This window comes from Filimonas lacunae (genome assembly GCF_002355595.1).
GTDB classification, from domain to species: Bacteria; Bacteroidota; Bacteroidia; order Chitinophagales; family Chitinophagaceae; genus Filimonas; species Filimonas lacunae.
On the sequence record NZ_AP017422.1, the window covers coordinates 6,275,499 to 6,299,321 of the forward strand.

Annotated in this window: 21 protein-coding genes, 1 tRNA gene and 1 pseudogene; 11 read left to right on the top strand and 12 right to left on the bottom strand. The window is 42.6% G+C overall.

Going from position 1 to position 23,823, the window contains the following annotated elements:
* Positions 1–62 precede the first annotated feature (62 nt).
* Together FLA_RS24600 and FLA_RS24605 are read right to left on the bottom strand one after the other, a co-directional pair.
* Complete coding sequence (locus FLA_RS24600) at positions 63–893, bottom strand: hypothetical protein (RefSeq protein ID WP_076375328.1); 831 nt, start codon at positions 891–893, stop codon at positions 63–65.
* Positions 894–1,039: 146 nt separating this feature from the next.
* Positions 1,040–1,969, bottom strand: a complete 930-nt coding sequence (locus FLA_RS24605) for a helix-turn-helix domain-containing protein (protein ID WP_076375330.1) — start codon at positions 1,967–1,969, stop codon at positions 1,040–1,042.
* Between the two features lie 203 nt (positions 1,970–2,172).
* Here FLA_RS24605 and gyrB point away from each other — a divergent pair, with 203 nt between their 5' ends.
* Together gyrB and FLA_RS24615 are read left to right on the top strand one after the other, a co-directional pair.
* On the top strand, positions 2,173–4,152 hold the full coding sequence (gyrB, locus tag FLA_RS24610) for a DNA topoisomerase (ATP-hydrolyzing) subunit B (RefSeq protein ID WP_076375332.1): 1,980 nt from the start codon (positions 2,173–2,175) through the stop codon (positions 4,150–4,152).
* A gap of 71 nt (positions 4,153–4,223) precedes the next feature.
* On the top strand, positions 4,224–4,430 hold the full coding sequence (locus FLA_RS24615) for a hypothetical protein (RefSeq protein ID WP_084205998.1): 207 nt from the start codon (positions 4,224–4,226) through the stop codon (positions 4,428–4,430).
* 75 nt (positions 4,431–4,505) lie between these two features.
* On the opposite strand, the gene mfd is transcribed toward FLA_RS24615, so the two are convergent.
* The 7 genes from mfd to dtd form a co-directional block, all read right to left on the bottom strand.
* Positions 4,506–7,943 carry a transcription-repair coupling factor gene (gene mfd / locus FLA_RS24620; protein ID WP_076375336.1) on the bottom strand — a complete coding sequence of 1,146 codons (3,438 nt, stop codon included), beginning with the start codon at positions 7,941–7,943 and terminating at the stop codon, positions 4,506–4,508.
* Between the two features lie 70 nt (positions 7,944–8,013).
* Positions 8,014–8,658, bottom strand: coding sequence for a hypothetical protein (locus FLA_RS24625; RefSeq protein WP_084205999.1), 645 nt, complete (start codon positions 8,656–8,658; stop codon positions 8,014–8,016).
* 146 nt (positions 8,659–8,804) lie between these two features.
* Positions 8,805–9,386 carry a Crp/Fnr family transcriptional regulator gene (locus FLA_RS24630; RefSeq protein ID WP_076375338.1) on the bottom strand — a complete coding sequence of 194 codons (582 nt, stop codon included), beginning with the start codon at positions 9,384–9,386 and terminating at the stop codon, positions 8,805–8,807.
* A 48-nt stretch (positions 9,387–9,434) separates the two neighbouring features.
* Positions 9,435–10,901, bottom strand: coding sequence for a glycine--tRNA ligase (locus tag FLA_RS24635; protein WP_076375340.1), 1,467 nt, complete (start codon positions 10,899–10,901; stop codon positions 9,435–9,437).
* Between the two features lie 150 nt (positions 10,902–11,051).
* Positions 11,052–12,008, bottom strand: coding sequence for a YihY/virulence factor BrkB family protein (locus FLA_RS24640; protein ID WP_076375342.1), 957 nt, complete (start codon positions 12,006–12,008; stop codon positions 11,052–11,054).
* An 18-nt stretch (positions 12,009–12,026) separates the two neighbouring features.
* A complete protein-coding gene (locus FLA_RS24645) occupies positions 12,027–12,353 on the bottom strand; it encodes a nucleotide pyrophosphohydrolase (RefSeq protein WP_076375344.1) in 327 nt (108 codons plus the stop codon).
* A gap of 2 nt (positions 12,354–12,355) precedes the next feature.
* The gene (gene dtd / locus FLA_RS24650; RefSeq protein ID WP_076375346.1) at positions 12,356–12,808 is read right to left on the bottom strand and encodes a D-aminoacyl-tRNA deacylase; all 453 of its coding nucleotides are present in this window, start codon (positions 12,806–12,808) and stop codon (positions 12,356–12,358) included.
* A 45-nt stretch (positions 12,809–12,853) separates the two neighbouring features.
* On the opposite strand from dtd, the pseudogene arfB reads away from it, so the two are divergent.
* The 9 genes and pseudogenes from arfB to clpX all read left to right on the top strand — a co-directional run.
* Positions 12,854–13,240, top strand: a pseudogene (arfB, locus tag FLA_RS24655) (alternative ribosome rescue aminoacyl-tRNA hydrolase ArfB); the annotation flags it as partial.
* A gap of 82 nt (positions 13,241–13,322) precedes the next feature.
* Positions 13,323–14,822 carry a lipopolysaccharide biosynthesis protein gene (locus tag FLA_RS24660; protein ID WP_076375350.1) on the top strand — a complete coding sequence of 500 codons (1,500 nt, stop codon included), beginning with the start codon at positions 13,323–13,325 and terminating at the stop codon, positions 14,820–14,822.
* Positions 14,823–14,915: 93 nt separating this feature from the next.
* Positions 14,916–16,112, top strand: a complete 1,197-nt coding sequence (locus FLA_RS24665; protein WP_076375352.1) for a hypothetical protein — start codon at positions 14,916–14,918, stop codon at positions 16,110–16,112.
* Between the two features lie 27 nt (positions 16,113–16,139).
* A tRNA-Leu gene (locus tag FLA_RS24670) sits at positions 16,140–16,221 on the top strand.
* A 79-nt stretch (positions 16,222–16,300) separates the two neighbouring features.
* A complete protein-coding gene (gene tig, locus FLA_RS24675) occupies positions 16,301–17,662 on the top strand; it encodes a trigger factor (RefSeq protein ID WP_076375354.1) in 1,362 nt (453 codons plus the stop codon).
* Positions 17,663–17,753: 91 nt separating this feature from the next.
* Positions 17,754–17,924 carry a hypothetical protein gene (locus FLA_RS31565; protein ID WP_170022689.1) on the top strand — a complete coding sequence of 57 codons (171 nt, stop codon included), beginning with the start codon at positions 17,754–17,756 and terminating at the stop codon, positions 17,922–17,924.
* 105 nt (positions 17,925–18,029) lie between these two features.
* Positions 18,030–18,719, top strand: a complete 690-nt coding sequence (locus tag FLA_RS24680; RefSeq protein WP_076375356.1) for a ClpP family protease — start codon at positions 18,030–18,032, stop codon at positions 18,717–18,719.
* A gap of 34 nt (positions 18,720–18,753) precedes the next feature.
* Positions 18,754–19,386 carry a ClpP family protease gene (locus FLA_RS24685; RefSeq protein WP_084206001.1) on the top strand — a complete coding sequence of 211 codons (633 nt, stop codon included), beginning with the start codon at positions 18,754–18,756 and terminating at the stop codon, positions 19,384–19,386.
* 92 nt (positions 19,387–19,478) lie between these two features.
* The gene (gene clpX, locus FLA_RS24690) at positions 19,479–20,714 is read left to right on the top strand and encodes an ATP-dependent Clp protease ATP-binding subunit ClpX (protein ID WP_076375358.1); all 1,236 of its coding nucleotides are present in this window, start codon (positions 19,479–19,481) and stop codon (positions 20,712–20,714) included.
* Positions 20,715–20,782: 68 nt separating this feature from the next.
* On the opposite strand, the gene FLA_RS24695 is transcribed toward clpX, so the two are convergent.
* The 3 genes from FLA_RS24695 to FLA_RS24705 all read right to left on the bottom strand — a co-directional run bounded on the left by FLA_RS24695 (position 20,783) and on the right by FLA_RS24705 (position 23,818).
* The gene (locus tag FLA_RS24695) at positions 20,783–21,865 is read right to left on the bottom strand and encodes a sensor histidine kinase (RefSeq protein ID WP_076375360.1); all 1,083 of its coding nucleotides are present in this window, start codon (positions 21,863–21,865) and stop codon (positions 20,783–20,785) included.
* A 53-nt stretch (positions 21,866–21,918) separates the two neighbouring features.
* Positions 21,919–23,058 carry an acyl-CoA dehydrogenase family protein gene (locus FLA_RS24700; protein ID WP_076375362.1) on the bottom strand — a complete coding sequence of 380 codons (1,140 nt, stop codon included), beginning with the start codon at positions 23,056–23,058 and terminating at the stop codon, positions 21,919–21,921.
* A 64-nt stretch (positions 23,059–23,122) separates the two neighbouring features.
* Positions 23,123–23,818, bottom strand: coding sequence for a ComEA family DNA-binding protein (locus tag FLA_RS24705; RefSeq protein ID WP_096511281.1), 696 nt, complete (start codon positions 23,816–23,818; stop codon positions 23,123–23,125).
* Positions 23,819–23,823: the final 5 nt, after the last annotated feature.

The following is a 23,823-nucleotide window of genomic DNA, read 5'->3' on the forward strand; positions in this document are numbered from 1 at the left end:
AAAGCCATTTCGAATGATTATCCGAAATGGCTTTTGTATATACATGATACTTTATATCAAAACTAGCTCTTATACTTTTTCAAAGGAACACTGAAACCAATGTTGGCTATCATTTCATAACAACCAAAAGTTTGCTTGGCTCTACCCTGATAAACTTTCAGGTTGTAGTAATGAGCGCCTACCAGTTTGTTACAAAATTCCAGGTAACCATATTTAAAGAAAGTTGCACGTACAGCTGCTTCACCACCTATACAAAAGCCACCGAACTGGAAGCCCTGATCATTGTCTTGTCCAAAAATGGTATTTTGAACGTGTGGAATAACCACACCTACACCACCTTTCAGCAATAAAGACAGGTTAAACCATTTTTGATGAAAGTTAGAGATCTGCTTGCGGTGTACCAGGTTAAACAACAGGAAGTTTGCGCCGTTATTTAACTGATACTGTAACTGCGGATTAGCAAGATCATCGTTGCGACGATATTCATCCACATGCTTTCCATCAATAGTGCCTTTAACATGTAACAGTTGATCTTGCTTTACCTGGTATTTGGTATGATCGAAGTTTACTTCAAAAGCCCAGTTGTCTTTAAACCAGTAACCTACGCGGTAGTTGTATTGAGGAATGCTGATAGCTTGCTTGAAAATATTTTCGTCCCATCCTGGTTTGTCCTTCGCTTGTACACGCACAAACGTGAAGTCGTTATTTAAACCGGGTTGTTTAACGTGGATGGAACTTGCGGTATACCACTCTTTGTTGTATCCCCATGATCCGTAAAATTCACCTTTCTTACCAGGTTGAAAATACTTTTCCTGAGATTGAGCTTGTACCTGTGCAGTAAACATTACTGCTACCGCCAATATAGCAAAGGCGACTTTTACTGTTTTTTTCATTGCTTGGTTTTGAACTACAATTATTATGTCGGGTTCTACAGTTGGGAGAGGGCTTTCACTTTTACTTAACTAAAAGGCACGCAAATGTACACGCTATTTTCAGTTTAGCCCGTGGTGTTTTTACATAAATTATTTACCCGCTATAATTATCGGAACAGTAGTTCACAGGGTTTCAATCCTGTATGCTTTTTGAAAGCCGCCGAGAAATGGGAAATAGAAGAATATCCCAGCATAGCCGATACGTCGGTAACACTTAACGCCTTCTCGTACAACAGGTATTTTGCATGCTCCATACGCTGCTGCTGGTAGAAGTCGAATATGGTGGTACCAAACACTTCCTTGAAGCCTTTTTTCAGGTAGCATTCGTTCATAGCTACTTTGCGGCTCAGTTCTTTGATGGTGATAGGGTCACCTATGTGACGAAGTAGTATCTCTCTTGCCTGGTAAATGCGATCGCGTCCGCTTTCATCTGCCAGGAATTTACAGGCAAAGCCTGATTCTTCTTTCTCTTCAATTAAACATTCCAGGCTGTATAACAACAGTTCCTGCACCTTAGCGTTTACAAAAATATTTTCCATGGCGCCGCTGTAGCTATGATTTAATAGCGCATCCAGCACCACACGTTTACGGCTGCAAACGGGGAATATTTTGGTAAATGAATTCGGATGTTTAAAAGCCAGCACTTCATCTTTTTTATTGGTCAGTTTTACGTTGTGTGTAAACTGGCCGAGGAAGTTGGCCGAAAAATGGAAAGAGAATACATCAATGGTTTCATGTTTACCGCTACAGTTTTGTGTAGGCACCTCGCTGCATTGGGCACAGCTTTTGTCGAAACAATATTTGTTTCCGGTGGTACAATAGCGCATTTCCAGGAAGTTTTCTTCCGGAGCAGATGCACTGTAGTGATATACCAGCATACCGGTGTCATCGCCTGACCACTTCTGCTGGGGGTAGTATCTTCTGATAACATATTGAATAGAACCAGGCACGTGCTGTTCTTTCATATGTAACAGGTTCATACTCGGCTCTACCGTGTTCCTGTGCGCCACCTTCAATATATCGAGAGCTTGTAACATGATGAGGCAAAATTAATGTATCAACATGTAAATCCGGGGTAACTTTTCAACATTCGTGGATTATGGCAATAAAATGACGTTAAAGTGGGGGCAATATGGGGGTAAATAAGGCTGTAAAAGCGCTCTTTTAACAGGAAAAGCGCTCTTTTTTCCGTAATTTTGCCAGCTTTCATTCGATAACAAACAACCGTTCATATCAATTTATGAGTGAAGAAATATTAGACATAGCCGCCCCCGCGCAACCGGGTTATGAGGCAGACAGCATTCAGGTACTTGAAGGGCTGGAAGCCGTTAGAAAAAGGCCGGCGATGTATATTGGCGATGTAGGGGTAAAAGGCTTGCATCACCTGGTATACGAAGTAGTTGATAACTCTATTGATGAAGCCCTTGCGGGTTATTGTAAAAACATCCAGGTTACCATTCATGAAGACAATTCCATCAGCGTAAGCGATGATGGAAGGGGTATTCCTACAGCCATGCACACGAAAGAAAAACGTAGTGCGCTGGAAGTGGTAATGACCGTGTTACACGCGGGTGGTAAGTTTGATAAAAACACCTATAAAGTATCCGGCGGTTTGCACGGTGTGGGTGTGAGTTGCGTAAACGCATTAAGTACGGTGTTACAGGTAACTGTACAGCGGGAAGGTAAAATATTTGAGCAGGAATACAGAATTGGTGTTCCTCAATACGCTGTTCGTGAAATAGGCACTTCTGAGCTTACAGGTACCAAAGTACATTTCTGGCCCGATGCATCTATTTTTACGGTAACTGTTTACAATAAAGAGATTCTGGAAGGACGTTTACGCGAACTGGCCTACCTCAACAGACGCATCAACATTAACTTAACTGACCTTCGCGAGAAGGACGAAGAAGGGAATGTATATACAAAAAACTTTTACAGCGAAGGTGGTATCATTGAGTTTGTAGAAATGCTGGATGAAGCTGCCAAACGGGCTCCTTTAATTCCGAAAACCTTATATGTAGAAGGACATGACGAGAAAGCCAATGTAGCGGTTGAAGTGGCCATGACCTACAACAGTGATTTTAAAGAGCATATTTTCTCGTACGTAAACAACATTAATACCATTGAAGGCGGCACACACGTAACCGGTTTCAGACAGGCATTAACCCGTGTGTTTAAACAGTACGGCGATAAAGAAGGCTTATTTGAAAAAGCCAAGGTAGAAATTGAAGGCGATGACTTCCGGGAAGGTTTAAGCGCCATTATATCAGTGAAAGTTCCGGAACCGCAATTTGAAGGACAAACCAAAACAAAACTGGGTAACAGTGACGTAAGTGGTATTGTACAAACAACTGTGGCAGGGGCTTTGCAGAGCTATTTGGAAGAAAATCCGAAAGAAGCCAAAAACGTTATCCAGAAGATAATATTGGCGGCTCAGGCAAGGGTAGCAGCCAAAAAGGCCCGTGAAATGGTACAGCGTAAAACCGTATTAAGCGGTGGGGGCTTACCAGGAAAGCTGGCCGATTGTTCGGAAAGAGACGCTGAAAAATGTGAGTTATACCTGGTGGAAGGTGACTCGGCCGGTGGTACTGCCAAGCAGGGCCGCGACCGTAGTTTTCAGGCTATCCTCCCGTTACGCGGTAAAATTTTGAACGTGGAAAAAGCCATGGAACACAAAATTTACGAAAACGAGGAAATACGCAACATTTTCACCGCAATGGGTGTTACTATTGGAACGCCTGAAGATCCTAAAGCATTAAATATTACTAAGCTTCGTTATCACAAGCTTATTATTATGACCGATGCCGACGTGGATGGTTCGCACATTGCCACCCTGATTCTTACGTTTATATTCCGCTATATGAAAGAACTGGTACAAAATGGTTACGTGTATCTGGCACAACCACCATTGTACCTGGTAAAGAAAGGTAAAGAGCAGGCATATGCGTATAACGAAGAACAGCGTAAAGGCCTGGTTCAAAAATTAGGCGCAGGTAAAGAAGATAGCGTTACTATTCAGCGATACAAAGGTTTGGGTGAAATGAACGCTGACCAGTTATGGGACACAACCATGGATCCATCCAGAAGAACGCTGAAGCAGGTAACTATAGAAAGTCTGGCAAATGCAGATGGTGTATTTAGCATGTTAATGGGTGATGAAGTAGCTCCACGCAGAGAGTTTATTGAAACCCACGCCAAGTATGCTAAAATAGACGTATAGAAAAAGTAGAAAATATAAACGAACAAGTGTTGCCCGGCAACCTATATTTATTAACCTCAAAAATGACAACGATGGACACGTCTAAAATGTTAAAGGCATATTGTTTAAAAACCAAAGAGAAAGATGTTCCTATGCAGGATGCTGTGGTATCTAAAACTGCAAAAGGTGGTTATATTGCTAAAGGCCACGATGGCAAAGGCAACAAAATGACTGCTATCTTAAGCGAAGCAAAAGCTTTACAGGCTATTGCTGACGGAGTAGCTAAAAAAGAATTCTAGTATATATTAGAAACTTTTATGAAAAAGGCCCGCTTTTATAAAAGCGGGCCTTTTTTCTTGTATATAAAAAATGGGTTATACTTCTTTTTTATCTATAATAACGCCCTTATACATCCGCCCTAAAAACTGGTGCATCTGGTTCATATCCTTCACATCATCTACCACCAGCAAAAAGTTTTTAGCTGATTGTTTTAACCTCGCTTTGTTAGTACCTACCTGCAGGTATTGAATAATGTTTTGAAACAGGTCTGATTCAAAATAAGGCGAATCGTTTTTGTTGATGAAATAGCAACGCAACGTGTCATCCTTCAATGCCATCTTTTCAAAACCTAATCCCACGGCCAGCCAGCGGCATCTTACTGTGGTAAACAGGTCTTCTACCTCCGGTGGAATAGGCCCAAACCTGTCGGCCATCTCTGCATGAAACGCCACTAACTCTTCTTCTTTTTCACAGTTATCCAAACGCGTATACAACGATAAACGTTCCGTAATACTTTCTACATAAGAATCAGGAATTAATATCTGTAAATCGGTATCGATAGTACAATCGCTTACATAATCATCCTGCTTGCTGATCTCGTCTTTGAACAATTCTTTAAAGGAAGTACGCTTTAATTCCTTAATCGCTTCTTCCAATATTTTCTGGTACATCTCAAAGCCGATATCTGCCATAAAACCACTCTGCTCACCACCCAGCATATTTCCTGCACCACGAATATCCAGGTCGCGCATAGCAATCTGGAAACCACTGCCCAAATCACTGAACTGCTCTAATGTTTGCAGGCGTTTGCGCGAATCGGTTGGCAATGTACTCATAGGTGGTGCCAACAAATAACAGAATGCTTTTCTATTACTTCTACCCACACGGCCACGCAGCTGGTGCAGATCGCTTAAACCAAAATGGTGTGCATTGTTAATGATAATGGTGTTTACATTAGGAATGTCCACACCACTTTCTACAATGTTAGTACAGATAAGCACATCGTATTTCTTGTCAATGAAATCCATAATACGCTCTTCCAGTTCATCTCCTTCCATTTGTCCATGCGCATAGGAAATACTTAAATCCGGGCAAAGCGCCTGTAACAGGCCAGCCATTTCCTGTAATCCCAACACACGGTTATGAATAAAGAACACCTGGCCACCACGTTCTGTTTCAAAGTAAATGGCGTCGCGTATCACATCTTCATTAAATACCTGTATCTCGGTTTGTACAGGTTGGCGGTTCGGTGGTGGTGTATTAATGATGCTTAAGTCACGTGCCCCCATCAGCGAAAACTGTAGGGTACGTGGTATAGGAGTTGCCGTAAGTGTTAAACAGTCTACATTGGTTTTTAATGTTTTCAGCTTCTCTTTATGTGCCACACCAAACTTCTGTTCTTCATCAATCACCATCAGCCCCAGGTCTTTAAACTTCACCTCTTTACCCAACACACCATGGGTCCCTACCAATATATCAATCTTACCTTCTTCTAAACGTTTGAAGGTTTCTTTCTTCTCTTTGGCCGATTTAAAACGGTTGATAAAATCAACGGTTACCGGGAAGTCTTTTAAACGCTCGCTAAACGTTTTATAGTGCTGGAAAGCCAGGATAGTAGTTGGCACCAGCACGGCTGCCTGCTTGCCATCCAATACTGTTTTAAAAGCAGCACGTATAGCCACCTCTGTTTTACCAAAGCCTACATCACCACACACCAGCCTGTCCATAGGTGCCGGCTGTTCCATATCACGCTTCACATCTTCTGTAGCTTTGGCCTGGTCAGGCGTATCTTCATACACGAATGAAGCTTCCAGCTCGGTTTGCATGTAGTTATCAGGCATATGCGCAAACCCTTGCTGCGCCTTCCGTTGCGCATACAGCTTTATTAAATCAAAGGCAATTTCTTTAACCTTCGCCTTGGTTTTTTCTTTCAGCTTACTCCATACCTCACTACCCAATTTGTTTACTTTGGGCGCGGTGCCCTCTTTACCGGTAAACTTGGAAATTTTATGCAGGGAGTTAATGTTCACATACAGGATATCGCCATCCTTATATAAAATGCGCACCGCTTCCTGCATTTTACCCGCCACCTCTATCTTCTGTAACCCGCTGTAAGTGCCTACACCATGATCGATGTGTGTTACAAAATCGCCCGGTTGAAGATCGCGCAGGGTTTTCAGTGTAATAGCCTTGTTTTTATTATAGGCCTGCTTAATGCGGTATTTATGATAACGCTGGAATATCTGGTGATCGGTATAACATACCACCTTTAAATCGGCATCAATAAATCCGCTATGTATGGAGGTAGCTACCGGAACAAATTCCAGTTCAGTATTTAAATCGGTGAAAATAGTATGCAGCCTTTCCAGCTGTTTAGCCTGCTCGGCAAACAGGTAAATAGCATAGCCTTGTGCTTCATGCGCCTTTAAATCTTTAATCAGTAAATCAAACTGACGGTTGAAAGCGGGCTGCGGCTTGGTATTATATTCAATTTCTTCGGTAGACAACTGCGGCTTATAGCCAAACTCCACAATCATGCGTTGTTGCATCTGTCGCTCAATAGTGGCAACAGGCACAAAGTCCTGCAGGCTTACATCCTTCCATATTTTGGTTTCATCCTCATCATCCTGCACCTCTGCTATTACCTCGGTATTGCCTGCTGTTTCTATTCTTTGTAAAAACAAGCCCAGGTCTTCTTCCTGCTGGCTTATCTTTTCCTTGATCACATCCCAGTCTTTCAGCCACACAATCATATTCTCCGGCAAAAACTCCATCAGGGTTACTTTTTCGCCGCTATCAAATTGTGTTTCCACGTTAGGAATAATGCTTACCTGCATGAGCTTTCTCTCACTCAGCTGCGATTCGGGATCAAATATCCTGATACTGTCCACCTCATTACCAAACAGCTCTACGCGGTAAGGCTTGTCATTGCCAAACGAGTAAATATCCAGGATGCCACCACGAATAGCAAACTGTCCCGGTTCGTACACAAAATCGGTACGCACAAAGCCATACATTACAAACAGTTCCATCAAACCTTCCAGGTTAATGGTGTCGTTTGTTTTAATATGAATGATGTTCCCCTTCAGCGTTTCAGGTAGTACCACCTTCTCAAACAATGCTTCGGGATGGGTGATCACAATTTTTTTATTCCCGCCTGCCGCCAGCCTGGTCAGCGCTTCGGTACGCAACATCACATGTGAGCTGTTGAGCAAACGGAAGTTTTTCCTGTTCTTAAAAGAAGACGGGAAGTAAAACAGATCTAATGCACTGGTAAGGTTTTCCAGTGTATTATGAAAATAGGCAGCTTCTTCGGCATCGTTCAGCACCACCAGGTGGTTTACCTCCTTGCACTGATCATGCCCGAAGATGGCTGTTAACAAAAACTCAGCACTACTGCCTTGTAAATTTTTAAGAAAGATGTTTTGCCTGGTAGAACTATTTGTATCAGTAGCGGCAAAAGCTAGCCTGGCCGCCAATTGTAAAAGGCGGGGGGATTGTTTGTACTGATCCAGTAACACACTCAAATTCATAACGCGCAGCAAAGGTAAGCTTATTCATTAGAATACCGTTTAGCGTTAACAATCCTATGATATTTGCCTGCTATCTGGCTGTTTTGCCCATTTTCAGCATTAGCAAATGCGAAAGCAACACAGCGGGAACAATAACCGCCGGTAGCAAGGTGTAAGGAAACTGCAATATTGCCACATTCGGCTGCTCAAAAGCCAGTTGCTGAAAAGGTGATGGTGCTGATAAAATAGCTGTAACCACAATAATAGCCAACAACAATAACCCCAGCCAGTTCCAAACCATCAAAAGCCGTACAGAACAACGCTTTACCCGTACATAATATAGCAACAGTATCAACGCCGAAATACCGGTTAACACATCATAGTTCCAGCCGCAAAAAGTCATGCTCACTGGAATCTTTCCCTGCTTATATAACAGATATAACATCCCCTCTACCAGTATACGTACCAGGTGCACAGATAACAGCAAGCCATAATGTAACTGAGGTGCAGGAATACGCTTATAAAAATAGAAGGTAGCAATCATGGCGGGTAAAATGGCCCACAGCAGGCGCGGTGGTGTTGCAGCGGGATTATTAAAGAAGCCGTTATAAGCCAGGTAACCTGCAACCAGCATCCATGCCAGGTAAAACACACCCAGCTGTTTGTTGCGGCCGGTAGCTAACCATAGCAGTAAAACAGTAGTGAAAGTAATGGCGATAAATAAGGCCTGCTGCATGTTTCCGGATTTTATATTACAAAGCTAGCGCTTGTATTATCCGTCATTCTTTGCATATGGCAAGAAATATGGGGTGGTAACCGGAAACACAACATGTCTCCATTTCATTGGTGGCACCCATGACACACAACGATTACCTGCACCGTTTATTCTTCCGCTATTTCTTTGCGTATTCTACTGAGCGATGTATCTGTAATACCCAGGTAACTGGCTATATGCTTTAAAGAAACATGCTGCAGGATGTGTGGCTTTTCCTGTAGCAGCTGCTTGTAACGCTGCTTCGCCTGATCGGCAATAAGGGAGATACTATGATTTTTTAACGCAAAATAACTACCGGCCAGCCTGGCCCTGCCCTGTTCGCGAAAAGCTTCCATGCCATGAAACAGTTGTTGAAAATCAGCATAATTCACCTGCCAGCAAACACAATCAGTAAGCGCCTGTATATTTTCCCGGGTAGCCTGTTGCAGGAAAAGAGAAGCCCAGTCTATTACGATATCCCCGGCTGCATAAAACTGGGTACTGATGTCCTTACCCTCAGCATCTGTGACATAAGAACGTACAAAACCAGATTCTATAAACCAGTGCCTGACAGCGATACTGCCTTCTCGCAATAAGAAGTCGTTCCTCGCAAACTCTACCCTGGCAAATTGAGCCAGTATCCTGTCTTGCTCTTCCCGGGTAAAATACTTATGCGTGAATATAGTGGTAAGAAAATGTGGATTGTTCATAAGCAGTAAAAAACAGGGCCGGTGTTTGCACCGGCCCTGTTGGAGAATTTATTTTTCAATTGCCTGCGTAACAATCTCACGCACTTTAGACAATGGAACACGCTCTTGTAACATGCTATCGCGATGGCGAATAGTAACTGTTTGATCTTCTTTGGTCTGATGATCGATAGTTATACAGAAAGGGGTGCCAATAGCATCCTGCCTGCGGTAACGCTTACCAATAGCATCTTTTTCTTCATAAAAACATCTGAAATGTTGCTTACACTCATCCATCAACTCTCTGGCAATTTCTGGTAACCCATCTTTCTTGGTTAAAGGCAGAATGGCCAGTTTAACAGGAGCCAGCTTAGCTGGAATGTGCAGTACAGTACGGCTGTCTGTGCTGCCATCTTCCTTTGTTAAAGTTTCCTCTTCGTAAGCATTAGACAATATCAACAGGAACATACGATCTAAACCAATAGACGTTTCAATTACGTATGGAACGTAGTTGCCGTAAGCCTTGCCATTTTCATCCAGATCATTATCAAAATACTGTTGCTTTTTACGGCTGAATTTTTCGTGCTGGGTCAAATCGTAATCGGTGCGGGAGTGAATACCTTCTACTTCTTTGAAACCTATTGGGAATTCAAATTCAATGTCACACGCTTCTTTAGCATAGAAAGCTAATTTAGCATGATCGTGATAGCGATATTTAGCTTGGTCAATACCTAAAGAAAGATGCCACTGTAAACGAGCTTCTTTCCAGTATTTGTACCACTCCCCTTCTGTGCCAGGACGTACAAAAAACTGCATCTCCATTTGTTCAAATTCACGCATACGGAAAATGAACTGACGGGCAACAATCTCGTTACGAAAAGCTTTACCTGTTTGGGCAATACCAAAAGGCACTTTCATACGTGCTGTTTTTTGCACGTTCAGGAAGTTTACAAAAATACCTTGCGCAGTTTCAGGACGCAGGTAAATAGTGTCAGCATCTTCCGCAACAGAACCCACTTTGGTATCAAACATCAGGTTAAACTGACGGATATCTGTCCAGTTAGTAGTTCCGCTAACGCCGCAAGCAATTTTATTATCAATCAATAATTGCTTCAATCCTGTAAAGTCGTCAGTAGAAAGCAGTCTTTCCATTTCTGCAATCAAAGCTTGCGCTTCCTGCCCTTTACCTTCTTCGGTCAGCTTATCCGCATATGCTTCAATCAAATGATCTACCCGGTAGCGCTTTTTGCTATCCTTGTTATCGATCATCGGATCACTGAAATTATCTACGTGGCCGCTGGCCTTCCAAGTAGTCGGGTGCATGAAAATAGCGGCGTCAATACCCACAATGTTATCGTGCAGTTGTGTCATGCTTTTCCACCAGTAGTCACGGATGTTCTTTTTCAGCTCACTTCCATACGGACCATAATCATATACGGCACTTAAACCATCATAAATTTCACTGCTTGGAAACACAAAGCCATATTCTTTAGCGTGCGATATAATCGCCTGGAATTTATTGTCCTGTATACTGCTCATAGTAGCGGCAAAGATAAGGGGTGAAAATATAATTTATAATAAGGAATCAATGGCTTGCTTAAAGGGAATCAATAGTACTAACATACGTTTGTAGGTTCTGCTTGTAAAGGCACAACAAGTTAGGAAAAATTAGAATATCTGATAAGGATGTTATACAGAAACAACTTCTTTGTGTACTACAGCGGGCACCTCTGTAATAGGCGCTTTGGTTTCTTCCTCTACCTGTTTTAAAAACACGGCATACTCGTTCGGGTAAATTTGTCGGCCTTTAAAGCAGGCATGCACACGTGTATAAGCCGCACCAAAATATAATATGGCCGACGAGTAATACACCCACAGTAGTATAATCACCAGTGATCCGGCGGCCCCATAGGCAGTGCCTACATGGCTTTTGCCCAAGTAAAACGATATGCCAAACTTGCCAAGCATAAATAATAAAGCCGTAGCAAAAGCCCCTTTCCAAACATCTTTCCACTTCACACGGGCATCGGGCAGTATTTTAAAAATGCCGGCAAATAACAGGCTGATGACAAAAAAGGTAACTGCATAGTTGATAATATAGGCTAAAAACACCTGTGCTTCCGGAAAACGGCTTATTAACCGGGTAAGCAACGTATCCATAATGGCGTTCACAAGTAGTGACACTAATAATACAAACCCAAGTCCTATTATCATAGAAAAGCTCAGAAGCCTGTTTAACACAAACTTCAGCAGACCCTGCCCCTTTTTAGGCTTGGCTTTTAATCGCCAGATGGTATTGATAGAGTCCTGTATTTCTGTAAAAACACCGGTAGCCGCAAATACCAACGACACACCGCCCACAATACTGGCCCAGGTAATATCATTGGAAATAGAAGCGTTTTTTAAAATTTCCTGTATCTGCGCCGCCGCTTCTGCTCCCACAAAATCATTAATCTGGTCATAGATAGAACCTTCTATAGCTTCCCTGCCATAAAACACATCGCATAACGTTATAATAACAATCAACATAGGGCCAATGGCAAAAACAGTATAATACGCCAGTGCCGCACTCATGCGCAGCACTTTATACTCCATAAAATCGTTGAAAGTTTGCATCAACATTTTCCCTATGTCGCGAAATTTCATAGTCTTTATACGTTTAGGTTACAGCAATTTCTCGTTGTTCTTATGGCGGTCTATATCCCGGATGTTTTTTTTCTCAAAATTCTTTTGCAAAGCCTCGGTAAGGTTAACGCCCGTTTGGTTGGCAAGGCAAAGCAATACCCATAATACATCGGCCATTTCATCGCCCAGGTCGCGGTCTTTATCAGACGCTTTAAAACTTTGTTCCCCATAGGTACGAACCATCAGGCGCGACAACTCCCCAACTTCTTCCATTAATATGCCAAGATTGGTTAGCTCGTTAAAATACCTGACTCCCACTGTTTTAATCCATTCGTCCACACTCAGCTGGGCATTTTCTATTGTCATTGTTATTCCTTGTTTTTTGTGTCTATTATAATAGTAACCGGGCCATCATTCAACAACTGCACTTTCATATCTGCCCCAAATATGCCGGTTTGTACTTTTTTACCCAGGTCGCTTTCTACCTGTTGTATCATTTGCTGATACAGGGGAATAGCAATATCGGGTTTACTGGCTTTAATATACGAAGGACGGTTGCCTTTTTTAGTGCTGGCATGCAAGGTAAACTGGCTCACCAGCAAAATATCGCCCCCCGCTTCCTTTACACTCACATTCATTACCCCCGAATCGTCGTTGAAAATACGCAGGTTTACTATTTTACCACTTAACCACGCAACGTCTTCCGCAGTATCGGCGTCTTCTATTCCCACCAGCACCAGCAATCCCTGCTGTATGCCCCCACTCACCTCTCCATTTACCGTTACAGAAGCTTCTGTAACCCGTTGTATTACCGCTCTCATCGTTTTTGTTTCTACCTTTATGCAATGAAGATAAATATAACGCCGGAAATCGTTTTTCAAACGGCGCGTAGTGGAGGTAAAGGCGGGCAGAATGTGAACAAGGTGGAAACGATGGTAGAAGGACGCTGGCATATTGCCACCTCTGCTTTATTAACTGATGAACAAAAACACATTTTACAGGAGAAACTGGCTAACCGCATCACCTCTGATGGCCATTTGCTGGTAAAAAGCCAGTCGAAGCGCACCCAGCTGGGCAATAAAGAAGAGGTGATCAACAAAATGAACCTGCTTGTTTTCCAGGCTTTACAAAAAAAGAAAACCCGTTTAGCTACCAAACCGGGCAAGGGGGCTGTAGAGAAAAGAATAGAAGGTAAAAAGCTGGATGGCCGCAAAAAAGAAGGCCGCCGCAAAGTAAACCGGCATGATTATTAACATATTGCTGCACGCAATGTGAAAACGCCATTACAGCGTGTACATGGCTTTACTGTATTTTTGTTCCAAAACAACCAGGTAATTGAGCAGTATTAAGAAATTAGCGAGTCAAACAATGTGGTATGGTGTAAGCTCCATCATTGCCCGTTTTCTAACCTATGCGCTTACTCCCTACCTTACCAGCAAACTCAGTACTGCTTTGTATGGCGATATGAGCCTGATTTATTCCGCCATTCCATTTTTAAATATTGTTTTTACCTACGGGCTGGAAACGGCTTTTTTCCGGTATGCCCAAAAAGAACAGCGTCCTAATGAGGTGTATAACACCCTTTTTATATCACTGTTAGGCAGTACACTTTTTCTTACAGTGTTATTATTGTCCTTTACACAGCCTATTGCACAGTTTTTACGCCTGGAAGCTCATCCGGAATATATTAAGTGGGGCATTTACATTGTGGCACTGGATACTATTGCCGCACTCCCTTTTGCCAAACTACGCCAAGAAGGACGACCCGTTAAATATGCCTTCATACGCATATTGAGTGTGGTGCTGAATATCATATTTGTTTATTTTTTCTTAAGCATATGTCCTCAACTGGCTAAAAACCCGGCAGGATCACCTTTTCTGCTCTTGTATAATCCTAACATGGGCGTAGGTTACATTCTTCTGGGCAACGTTATTCAAAGTGCAGTAGCCATGTTGCTACTATACAAACAAATAAGTCAGCTGAAATTTTCTTTCAACGCCAAATTGTGGAAGGAAATAATGATATACACGCTTCCTTTGATAATAGTAGGATTTGGAGGTGTGATTAATGAAACATTTGACCGTATTATGCTGGGCTGGTGGGCTCCGGGTGGTGGAGAACTGGCAGCCAAAGAACAAGTGGGCATTTACAGCGCCAACTATAAGCTGTCTATTCTCATCACTTTGTTTATACAGGCTTTTAAAATGGGGGCTGAACCCTTCTTTTTTAAACAGGCAGCAGAAGGTAATGCACAAAAAACCTATGCACGCGTGATGAAACTTTTTGTCATCATCATCTCCTTCATGTTCCTGTTTGTAGCATTGTACCTGGATATATGGAAGCATTTTATCCGCAATAAAGCCATGTGGGCCGGGTTAGGTGTAGTGCCTATTTTATTGTTTGCCAACATGTTCCTGGGCATTTACTATAACCTTAGCATCTGGTATAAATTATCTAACCGTACCATGGCCGGGGCCTGGATTACTTTAATAGGTGCTGCCATTACCCTGCTCATCAATTTTATATTCATTCCTCATTTCAGTTATAAAGCTTGTGCGTGGGCTACCTGCCTGTGTTATGGCTCTATGATGGTGATATCTTTTATATGGGGACAGAAAGAATATCCCGTACCCTATGTATGGAAAAAGATGGTGGCTTATATGGTGATAGTGCTATTGTTGTTTTTCCTGCATAAAGGCATTACCTCCCTCATTCATTCTTCTGTATTCAGTTTCATCCTGGCTACCTTGTTTTTAGGAGCTTATGGCTGGTTTTTACTACAGGTGGAAAAGAAAGAATTCCGCAAGCTACCGGTGATCGGAAAATTCGTGTAAAACACGCGTGGCATGCAATTTGAATTTCGCTACTAACAAATAGGTTTTACCTATATTCATGCCCTTAAAAGGGATAAATTAAACGAATAGCGGATGAAAACTGTAGCCATATTAACGACGGGACTTTTTTTTGCCGGTGCAAGCACGTGTTTTGCTCAATTATCAGACACATTGAACGACAAACAACTCAAAGACAGGGTGTTGAGCGAAATTCAAATAAACTTTGACAAAAAGACCCGTACTATTGACTCCACCGTGTTTCGTTTAGATGAAAAAGTAGGCGACCTGGATAAGTCTATCAAAGAATCGAAAGACGCCAAGGAAAAAGCTGATAAACTGTTATTACGCGTACAGGCACTGGAAGACAAACAAAAAGCTATAGATCAGAATGAAATGAATATTTTCCAGGCCAACTACCAGTCGGCCCTGGTGAATCTGGTATCGATGGATCGCGAAATAAAGCCACTGATCCTGTTTAATTCCACTAAAGCATTTTTTGGCTCACTGGGCGAAGCCAGCAACCCGCTCAACTATCCCGGCTTCCAGGATTGGTATAAATCGTTCAATACTTACCTGCAAAGCAATAAAGACAAAAGCCCCATGCTAAGCGTTACCAGCAGCCTGCTGAGCATTAGCAACAGCCTTACCAGCGCTGTGCCATTAACGGGCCCTATTACCAGCGCCCTGTTTAGCAGCATGACCAGCTATATTGACAATATTCCTAAAAAGCAAAAGGACCTGAAAGACCAGAGTGAGCAGATGATGGCCCTTACCATGAAGCTGAGCCAGTTTAATTATGATAAAGACCAGATTGAGCATGAGTGGGAAAACATTACCAAAGAACTGAACGATTTGCAAAGCAAATACGACAAGTCTATCAGCAATAATTTAAAAACCCTCAATATTAGCACTACCGACTTTTCGGCCAACTTTACCAAAGAGAATGACGCAGAAAAAAGATACCTGTATTTAACAGAACTGCGTAAAAAGGCCGCTGAATTTGTGAGCAAGGAAAAAAATGAGAATCAGAAAGAATGGAAACAGCAAGTTTTTATTCCCATGAACGAAGTACAGGGTTTAAAACTTCGTTTTGGACAAATTACATTTAGAATTAGTCAAAACATAGTGAAATACAGCGAGTTATTTGCCAAATACCGCGAAGACAAACAAATTGGCAGCCGTATAAAAGACCTGGAAGTGCGCTTAAAAGAGCTACAGGAAACCTTTGACAAAGCCTTTGATCCATTAGATTATATAAATTCTGCCAACAAAATGTATAAAGTAAATTAATTACCCCTACATTTGCACCCCGATAATGCGGATGTGGCGAAATTGGTAGACGCATTAGACTTAGGATCTAACGCCGCGAGGCATGGGGGTTCGAGTCCCTCCATCCGCACTATTTTTTTGTGGGGTTGATAGTTGAGAAGTTGAAAGGTATCAACAAGTCAACCTTATAACTTTTCAACTTCAATTAAATGGCAACAATTACGAGGGAAAACATTGGTCTTTTAACAGACAAGCTGACCGTGACCTTAGGCAAAGACGACTACTTTCCTGCGTTCGAGCAGAGCCTTAAAAAATACGCAAAAACCGTTAATATACCTGGATTTCGTAAAGGCATGGTGCCATCCGGAGTTGTAAAGAAAATGTACGGTCAAAGCGTTTTTACCGAAGAAATCCTGAAAACTGTTGAAAAAGAGCTGAACGGCTACATGTCTAAAGAACAACTGGACATTTTTGCACAGCCTTTACCTTTAGATAGCGATGCACGCGCTTTGGATATGAACAACCTGAGCGATTATGCTTTTGCTTTTGAAATTGGTTTGAAGCCTGATTTCACAGTAAACACCAACGCTATCAACGTTACCCGCTACAAAATCAACGTAACAGATGAAATGGTTAATGAAGAAATTAACCGTTTACAAATTCGCAATGGTAAAATGACCGATCCAGAGTCAGTTACCAGCGACGACCACGTTGTAAACGTTGACTTCAAAGAAACAGATGCCAGCGGCAATGTGATTGAAGGTGGTGTTACCAAATCCAACTCTTTACTGGTTAAATACTTTACAGAAGTTATCCGTAAGGAATTACAAGGCAAGAAGAAAGATGACGTGCTGAACATTCAGTTAAGCACTGCTTTTGAGCCTAAAGAAAGAGAGTGGGTGATCAGCGACTTAGGTTTAGACAAAGACAACGCTGCTGATACGGAAAAAACTTTCCAGTTAACCATCACCAAAGTGGGCTTAATTGAAAAAGCAGAATTGAACGAAGAATTCTTCAACACAGTATATGCTGGTCGTGAAATCAAAACAGAAGAAGCTTTCCGTAATGAAGTGAAATCTGAAATTGAGAAATACTACGCTCAGCAATCCAGCAACCAGGTTCATGATCAAATTTATCATCACCTGGTAGACCACACCAGTATGGAGTTTCCTGCGGGTTTCCTGAAGCGTTGGTTACAAAACGGTGGCGAAAAGCCTAAATCTGCTGAAGAAGCAGAAGCGGAATACCCCAACTTCACCAACCAGCTGAAATGGACTTTAGTAACCACTAAACTGGTAAACGAAAACAACATCACTGTTGACCCATCTGAAATCAAAGAATTTGCAAAAGAGCAAATCAGAGGTTACATGGGCGGTCAGGATTTTGGTGAAGCGCCATGGATGGACGAGTATACCAACCGTATGCTGCAGGACCAGAAGTTTGTAGAGAATACTTACTTCCAGCTGCAAACCACCAAACTGTTCCAGGCGCTGGAAACACAGGTGAAAGCGAAAGAAGAAGCCATCAGCGCAGAAGCTTTTGCAGAGAAGCTGCACAATCACCACCACTAGTAGTTAAAAGTTCTTCTACTATATTGAATTAAAATCCCGCCCCTGTGCGGGATTTTAATTTTTTACCTACCTTTTGACCAAATTAGTACCTATGCAAGAATTAATAGACCGGCTGAAGGCCCTGGGGCTCAGTGATGAGCAGGCACTAAAATCGATTGAAGTGATGAAAGACTTTGCCAAAGAAAAATTCCCTTTTTTTGCCGGTGCTATTAATAAGGTATTTGAAAAATACAGTCCCAAGGAAGATGATTTTATGCCATAACCCCCGGTTATAAAACTGACGTTGTGTCGCATTACTCTATTTGCATAATATTTGGAAGAAATAACCCACAGGAATTAAGATTCTACACATTCAAAACAACATACTATGGATTTTGGAAAGGAATTCGAGAAATATGCTGTGAAGCACCGCGGTATTAGCAGTGCCACCCTGCATAACTACAAGCATCAGGATATAACCAACCTTACTCCCTATATTATAGAAGAAAGGCCGCTGAATGTAGCCAGCATGGATGTATTCAGCCGTTTGATGATGGACAGGATTATATTTATGGGCGAGCCGGTGAATGATTATGTTGCCAACATTGTTACTGCGCAGCTGTTGTTTTTAGACAGCACTGACCGTACCCGCGACATTCAGATGTATATCAACAGCCCAGGTGGTAGCGTATACGCTGGTTTAGGCATTTACGATACCATGCAGTTTGTAAGCCCCGATGTAGCTACTATTTGTACCGGTATGGCTGCCAGTATGGCTGCTATATTAATGTCTGCCGGCGTTCCTGGCAAACGTAGCGCTTTAAAGCATGCCCGCATCATGGTACACCAACCTAGCGGCTCTATTGGAGGTCAGGCTTCTGATATCCAGATCACTGCCCGTGAAATCAGGAAAATAAGAGTAGAACTGGACGAAATTCTGGCCCAGCACACTGGCAAAACCGTAGAAGCTATTGCCGCAGATCGCGACCGTGACTTCTGGATGTCGGCCCAGGAAGCCAAAGAATATGGCCTGGTAGATGAGGTGTTGTTGACCAACCCACGTAAAGAAAGAAAATAATTGATTTTACAGACCTGTTAAAAGTTAGTCAGATATGATACATGCTAAATATATCAATCCGTTTTTATCTGAAGATGAGGAAGAAAGCCCCAAAGAGGAAAAAGCGGAACCTATGTCGCCCTTATTAATGAAAAAAATGGAAAAGTTGTTCCTGGAAAAAAGGGCAATATATCTGTGGGGTGGCGTAGAAGACAAATCAGCTAAAGACATTGTAAGCAAACTGTTACTGCTGGATGCTGATAAGCCTGGTAAAGAAATTAAACTGTATATCAACAGCCCGGGTGGTGTAGTAACCAGCGGTATGGTTATTTACGATACCATTAAAATGATTCAGTCGCCTGTTAGCACCATCTGTATGGGATTAGCTGCCAGCATGGGTTCTATCCTGTTAAGCGTAGGTACCAAGGGCAAACGCTTTATTTACCCGCACGGCGAGGTAATGATTCACCAGCCCAGCTTAGGCGGTTATTTCCAGGCTACTTCGGCAGATATCGAAATTCACGCCATTCAGATGGAAAAAACCAAGTTACTGGGTGCGCAAATACTGGCGGAAAACTGTGGTAAATCAGTAGAGCAGATTTTGAAGGATTTTGACCGTGATTACTGGATGGATGCCAAAGAAGCAGTGGCTTACGGCATTGTAGATGGTATATTGGACAAAATTTAATCATACGTTCTCTTAAATTTTGCTATTAAAACCGCTGCCGGTCAGCGGTTTTAGTATTTTTGCAGAACAGGCATTTTAGAACATATTGTATTATGGCAAAACAATCAAGCTTGCATTGCTCCTTTTGTGGCAGAAGTCGCGACGAGGTCAAGATCCTGATAGCAGGTCAGGAAGGGCATATTTGCGAGAATTGTGTAGAGCATGCACAGGAAATCATTGCTCAGGAACTGCAGGTAAAAAGCGAGCAGCAATCAGCTCAATATACTTTCTCTGTCAAGCGTCCCGTTGAAATTAAACGCTATTTAGACCAATATATCATTGGCCAGGACGAAGCGAAAAAAGTAATGTCTGTAGCCGTTTATAACCACTATAAACGTATCACTCAAAAGCAGCAGCAAGACGAAGTAGAGATAGAAAAAAGCAACATTATCATGGTAGGGGAAACCGGAACCGGTAAAACCTTACTGGCTAAAACAGTAGCAAAACTGCTGAATGTGCCCTTTGCCATTGTAGATGCTACTGTATTTACCGAAGCGGGTTATGTAGGGGAAGATGTGGAAAGCATGCTTACCCGCCTGTTACAAGCTTGTAACTACGATGTAGCCGCAGCAGAAAAAGGTATTGTGTTTATTGACGAGATAGATAAAATTGCCCGTAAAGGCGATAACCCGTCTATTACACGCGATGTAAGCGGTGAAGGTGTACAGCAGGGTTTATTAAAAATGCTGGAAGGCACCGAGGTACTGGTTCCACCACAAGGTGGCCGCAAACACCCCGAGCAAAAAATGATTAAGCTGAACACCAGCAATATCTTATTTATTTGTGGCGGTGCTTTTGATGGTATTGACAGGGTTATTGCCCGTCGTATTAACACCAATGCTATTGGCTTTGGCGTTAATAAGGACATACAGGAATTGCAAAAGAAAAACCTGTTGCAGTTTATCAATGCACAGGATTTGAAATCCTTTGGTTTAATTCCGGAATTATTAGGCCGTTTACCGGTGGTTACTCACCTGGAACCATTAGATGCCGAAACCTTACGCGCTATCTTAACCGAGCCTAAAAACAGTTTGATCAAGCAATACACCCGTTTGTTTGAACTGGAAGGTATTAAGCTGGAAATGGAGAAAGAAGTGCTGGACTTTATGGTTGGCAAAGCCCTGGAATTTAAACTGGGTGCCCGTGGTTTAAGAAACATCTGCGAGCATATTCTTACCGAAGCCATGTTTGAAATGCCTGGCAGTGAAACCAAAGAATTGGTGGTAGATCTGGCTTATGCAGAGAAACAGTTCAACAAAAGCAAGATGGGCATGCTGAAAGTAGCATAATGTTCGTTGTTTGTTATAACGATAAAGGGTTGGTAACTAGTTACCAACCCTTTATTTATGTAAGTAAGTTATGCTTCTTTTACTGCCTGGTGCCGGTTAAACTTCACTGCCATGGTAGTACCACGCCCCGGCTCGCTATCAATAAGCAGCTCTGCCTCATTTTTATGAATCAGGTCTTTCACCAGCATTAATCCAAAGCCACTACCCTTTTCATTGGAAGTGCCTTTAGAAGAGATGTACTGCCTGCTGTTGATCTTATTCAGTATTTCCGGCGTCATACCAATGCCGGTATCTTTTAAGAGGATATAAGCATACTGCTCGTCTATTACAGAGCTAATAGTAATTTCGCCACCAGAGGGCGTAAACTTAATAGCGTTGGTAATAAGGTTGCGGAATATAATTTTCAGCATCTCTTTCTCCGCACGCCATATCAGCTGGTTATCTATCTTATTAAATACCTGTATCTGTTTGGCCTGTAACGACACGCGTTGCTCTTCAATTAAAGAGGTGATAATACGGAACATGTTAATATCAGACCGCTCTATTTTCAATCCCTTCATTTGTCCGCGAATCCAGAACAACAGGTTATCCAGTAAACTTAAACTGCGCACATACTGATTTTCCAGTTGTTCCAGCAGTTCTTCCGTTTCTTCGGGGCTTACCAGTTTCAGGTTTATTAAGTCTAGTATACTTTTAGTGTTCACCAGCGGGTGTCGCAAATCGTGCGAGATAACCGAAAGCAACTTGTCTTTTAATTTATTGTCCTCTTCCAGCTTTTGGTTCTGCCTGGAAATAGCGCGGTTTAACTGATCCAGCGAAGCAGCATTTTTTTGAATAATACTGTTCTTTTGTTTCAGTGCATCACTAAACATGTGCACCTTTTTATAGTTCAGGTAAAACGGAATGGCCATTACTATTAACAGTATAAACAGCACACCTGCCAATACCAGTAAAGCCTTTTGATTTTGTAAAATGCGCTCCGCTTCCTGCACCTTAGCCAATGCCGCATCCTTCTCCTGCTGTATGCGGGTAACCGCTTGTTGCAAAGAATCAATCCTGGTGTTGGCTTCCTCTATTGCACGACGTTGAGCAGTCAGGTTAGTAACTGCACCGCTTAACAACAGGGCCAGGATAACAAGTGCTGATTTCATGTACAGGGCTGCTATGCGCCTAAATTAATCAAAGAATCTAGTATAATAGGAAACTATTTTAACACTTCCCTCGCAATCACCACCTTTTGAATCTCCGAAGTCCCTTCTCCTATGGTACACAGCTTGGCATCCCTGTAAAACTTCTCCACCGGAAAGTCTTTGGTATAACCATATCCACCAAATACCTGTACAGCATCATTGGCCACTTTCACAGCCACCTCACTGGCATAATACTTAGCCATGGCAGCCTGCCGTGTAAAAGGCAACCCTTCATTTTTTAAATGGCAGGCTTGCAGTGTTAGCAGGTCGGCCGCTTCAATTTCAGTAGCCATATCGGCCAGTTTAAAGCCAATGCCTTGAAAATGAGCAATAGGCTGCTCAAACTGGTGGCGTTCTTTCGAATACTGCACTGCTGCCTGGTAAGCACCTTTGGCAATTCCCAGCGATAGGGATGCAATAGAAATTCTACCACCATCCAGCACTTTCATGGCCTGGTGAAACCCATCGCCTACCTCGCCTAAACGGTTGGCATCGGGAATACGGCAATTATCCAATATAATTTCTGCGGTTTCGCTGGCGCGCATACCCAGCTTGTTTTCTTTTTTACCACCACTAAAACCTGGCGTACCCTTTTCTATAATAAAAGCAGTACTGTTGTTTTTAGACCGCGGCTCGCCTGTGCGGGCTATAATAACAGCTACATTGCACGAACGGCCGTGCGTAATCCAGCATTTGGTACCGTTTAGCACCCACTCATCCCCTTCCTGTACCGCCACACATTTCATATTACCAGCATCACTGCCGGTAGAAGGCTCGGTTAATGCCCATGCGCCCAAATGCTCGCCACTGGCCAGCCTGGGCAGGTATTGCTGTTTTTGCTGTTCATTACCAAAATACAATATATGACCGGTGCACAGCGAATTGTGCGCTGCTACGCTTAACCCAACAGCGCCACACACTTTGGCAATTTCTTCAATCACTGCTTTGTACTCAAAATAAGAAAGGCCTGAACCTCCGTATTTTTCAGGCACCAACACCCCCATCATCCCCAGCTTACCCAATTCTTTAAACAAGGCTTCCGGGAAAAACTGGCTTTCGTCCCATTCCATTACATGTGGCTTAATGTGCTGTTGTGCAAAGTCTCTGGCAGTTTGTGTAACCTGCTGCGTAATCTCATCTGGCTGGAAATTCATGACTAACAATTGTTAGGTTTAAAGATAGTGGTTTTTATAGATTCGATAGGTGGCGATTTTGTTACTATTCTTTTGAAGGGATGCTATGTAGCTGTAAATAGGGTTTCATGAGTAAGAACACACTATCCTTGATACCATAGGTTTGCGCCACCTGATCAATGCTGGTAAAGCCTCCTACACTGTTGCGAAAGGCCACAATACGTTTGCTTAACACTTCCCCAATGCCGGGAAACCGTTTCCAGTCTTCGGCAGTAGCCGTGTTAATATCTATAGAAACCGCGTGCTTCGATGAGTAAGGTGTGCCGGGAATAGCTACAGGTACATTGGCCGGTAATTGTATATAAGGCAATAAACGGCTGGCTTCTGCTTCGGGTAAACCATAGATTTTGCGAATATCATCTGGTTTGTAAAAATGCCCACCCTTGTTGCGGTAGTTGATAATAGTATGTGCCACTTTTGGGGAAAGCCCCAATTGCAACCAGCCTTCCAGTGGCAAAGTGTTAGGATTAAACGCGAAGAGGGAAGCCTTGGCAACAGTGCTGTTAACAGGCCTTACTTCCGTAGAAGGTGGTGCAGCCATCAGGTGTAAACTATCAGACGATTGCTGTAAGATAACGGTAGCCAGCCGTGGTGGCACCGGACTTGTTTTTACCCAGCGGGGCAATAAACAACAAGTGATAGTAATTAATAACAGTATTAAAACCGCTGCTCGTTCTTTACGGGAGAAATAGAGGTATTCTTTCCAGGCTTGTGTTTTCATATCAC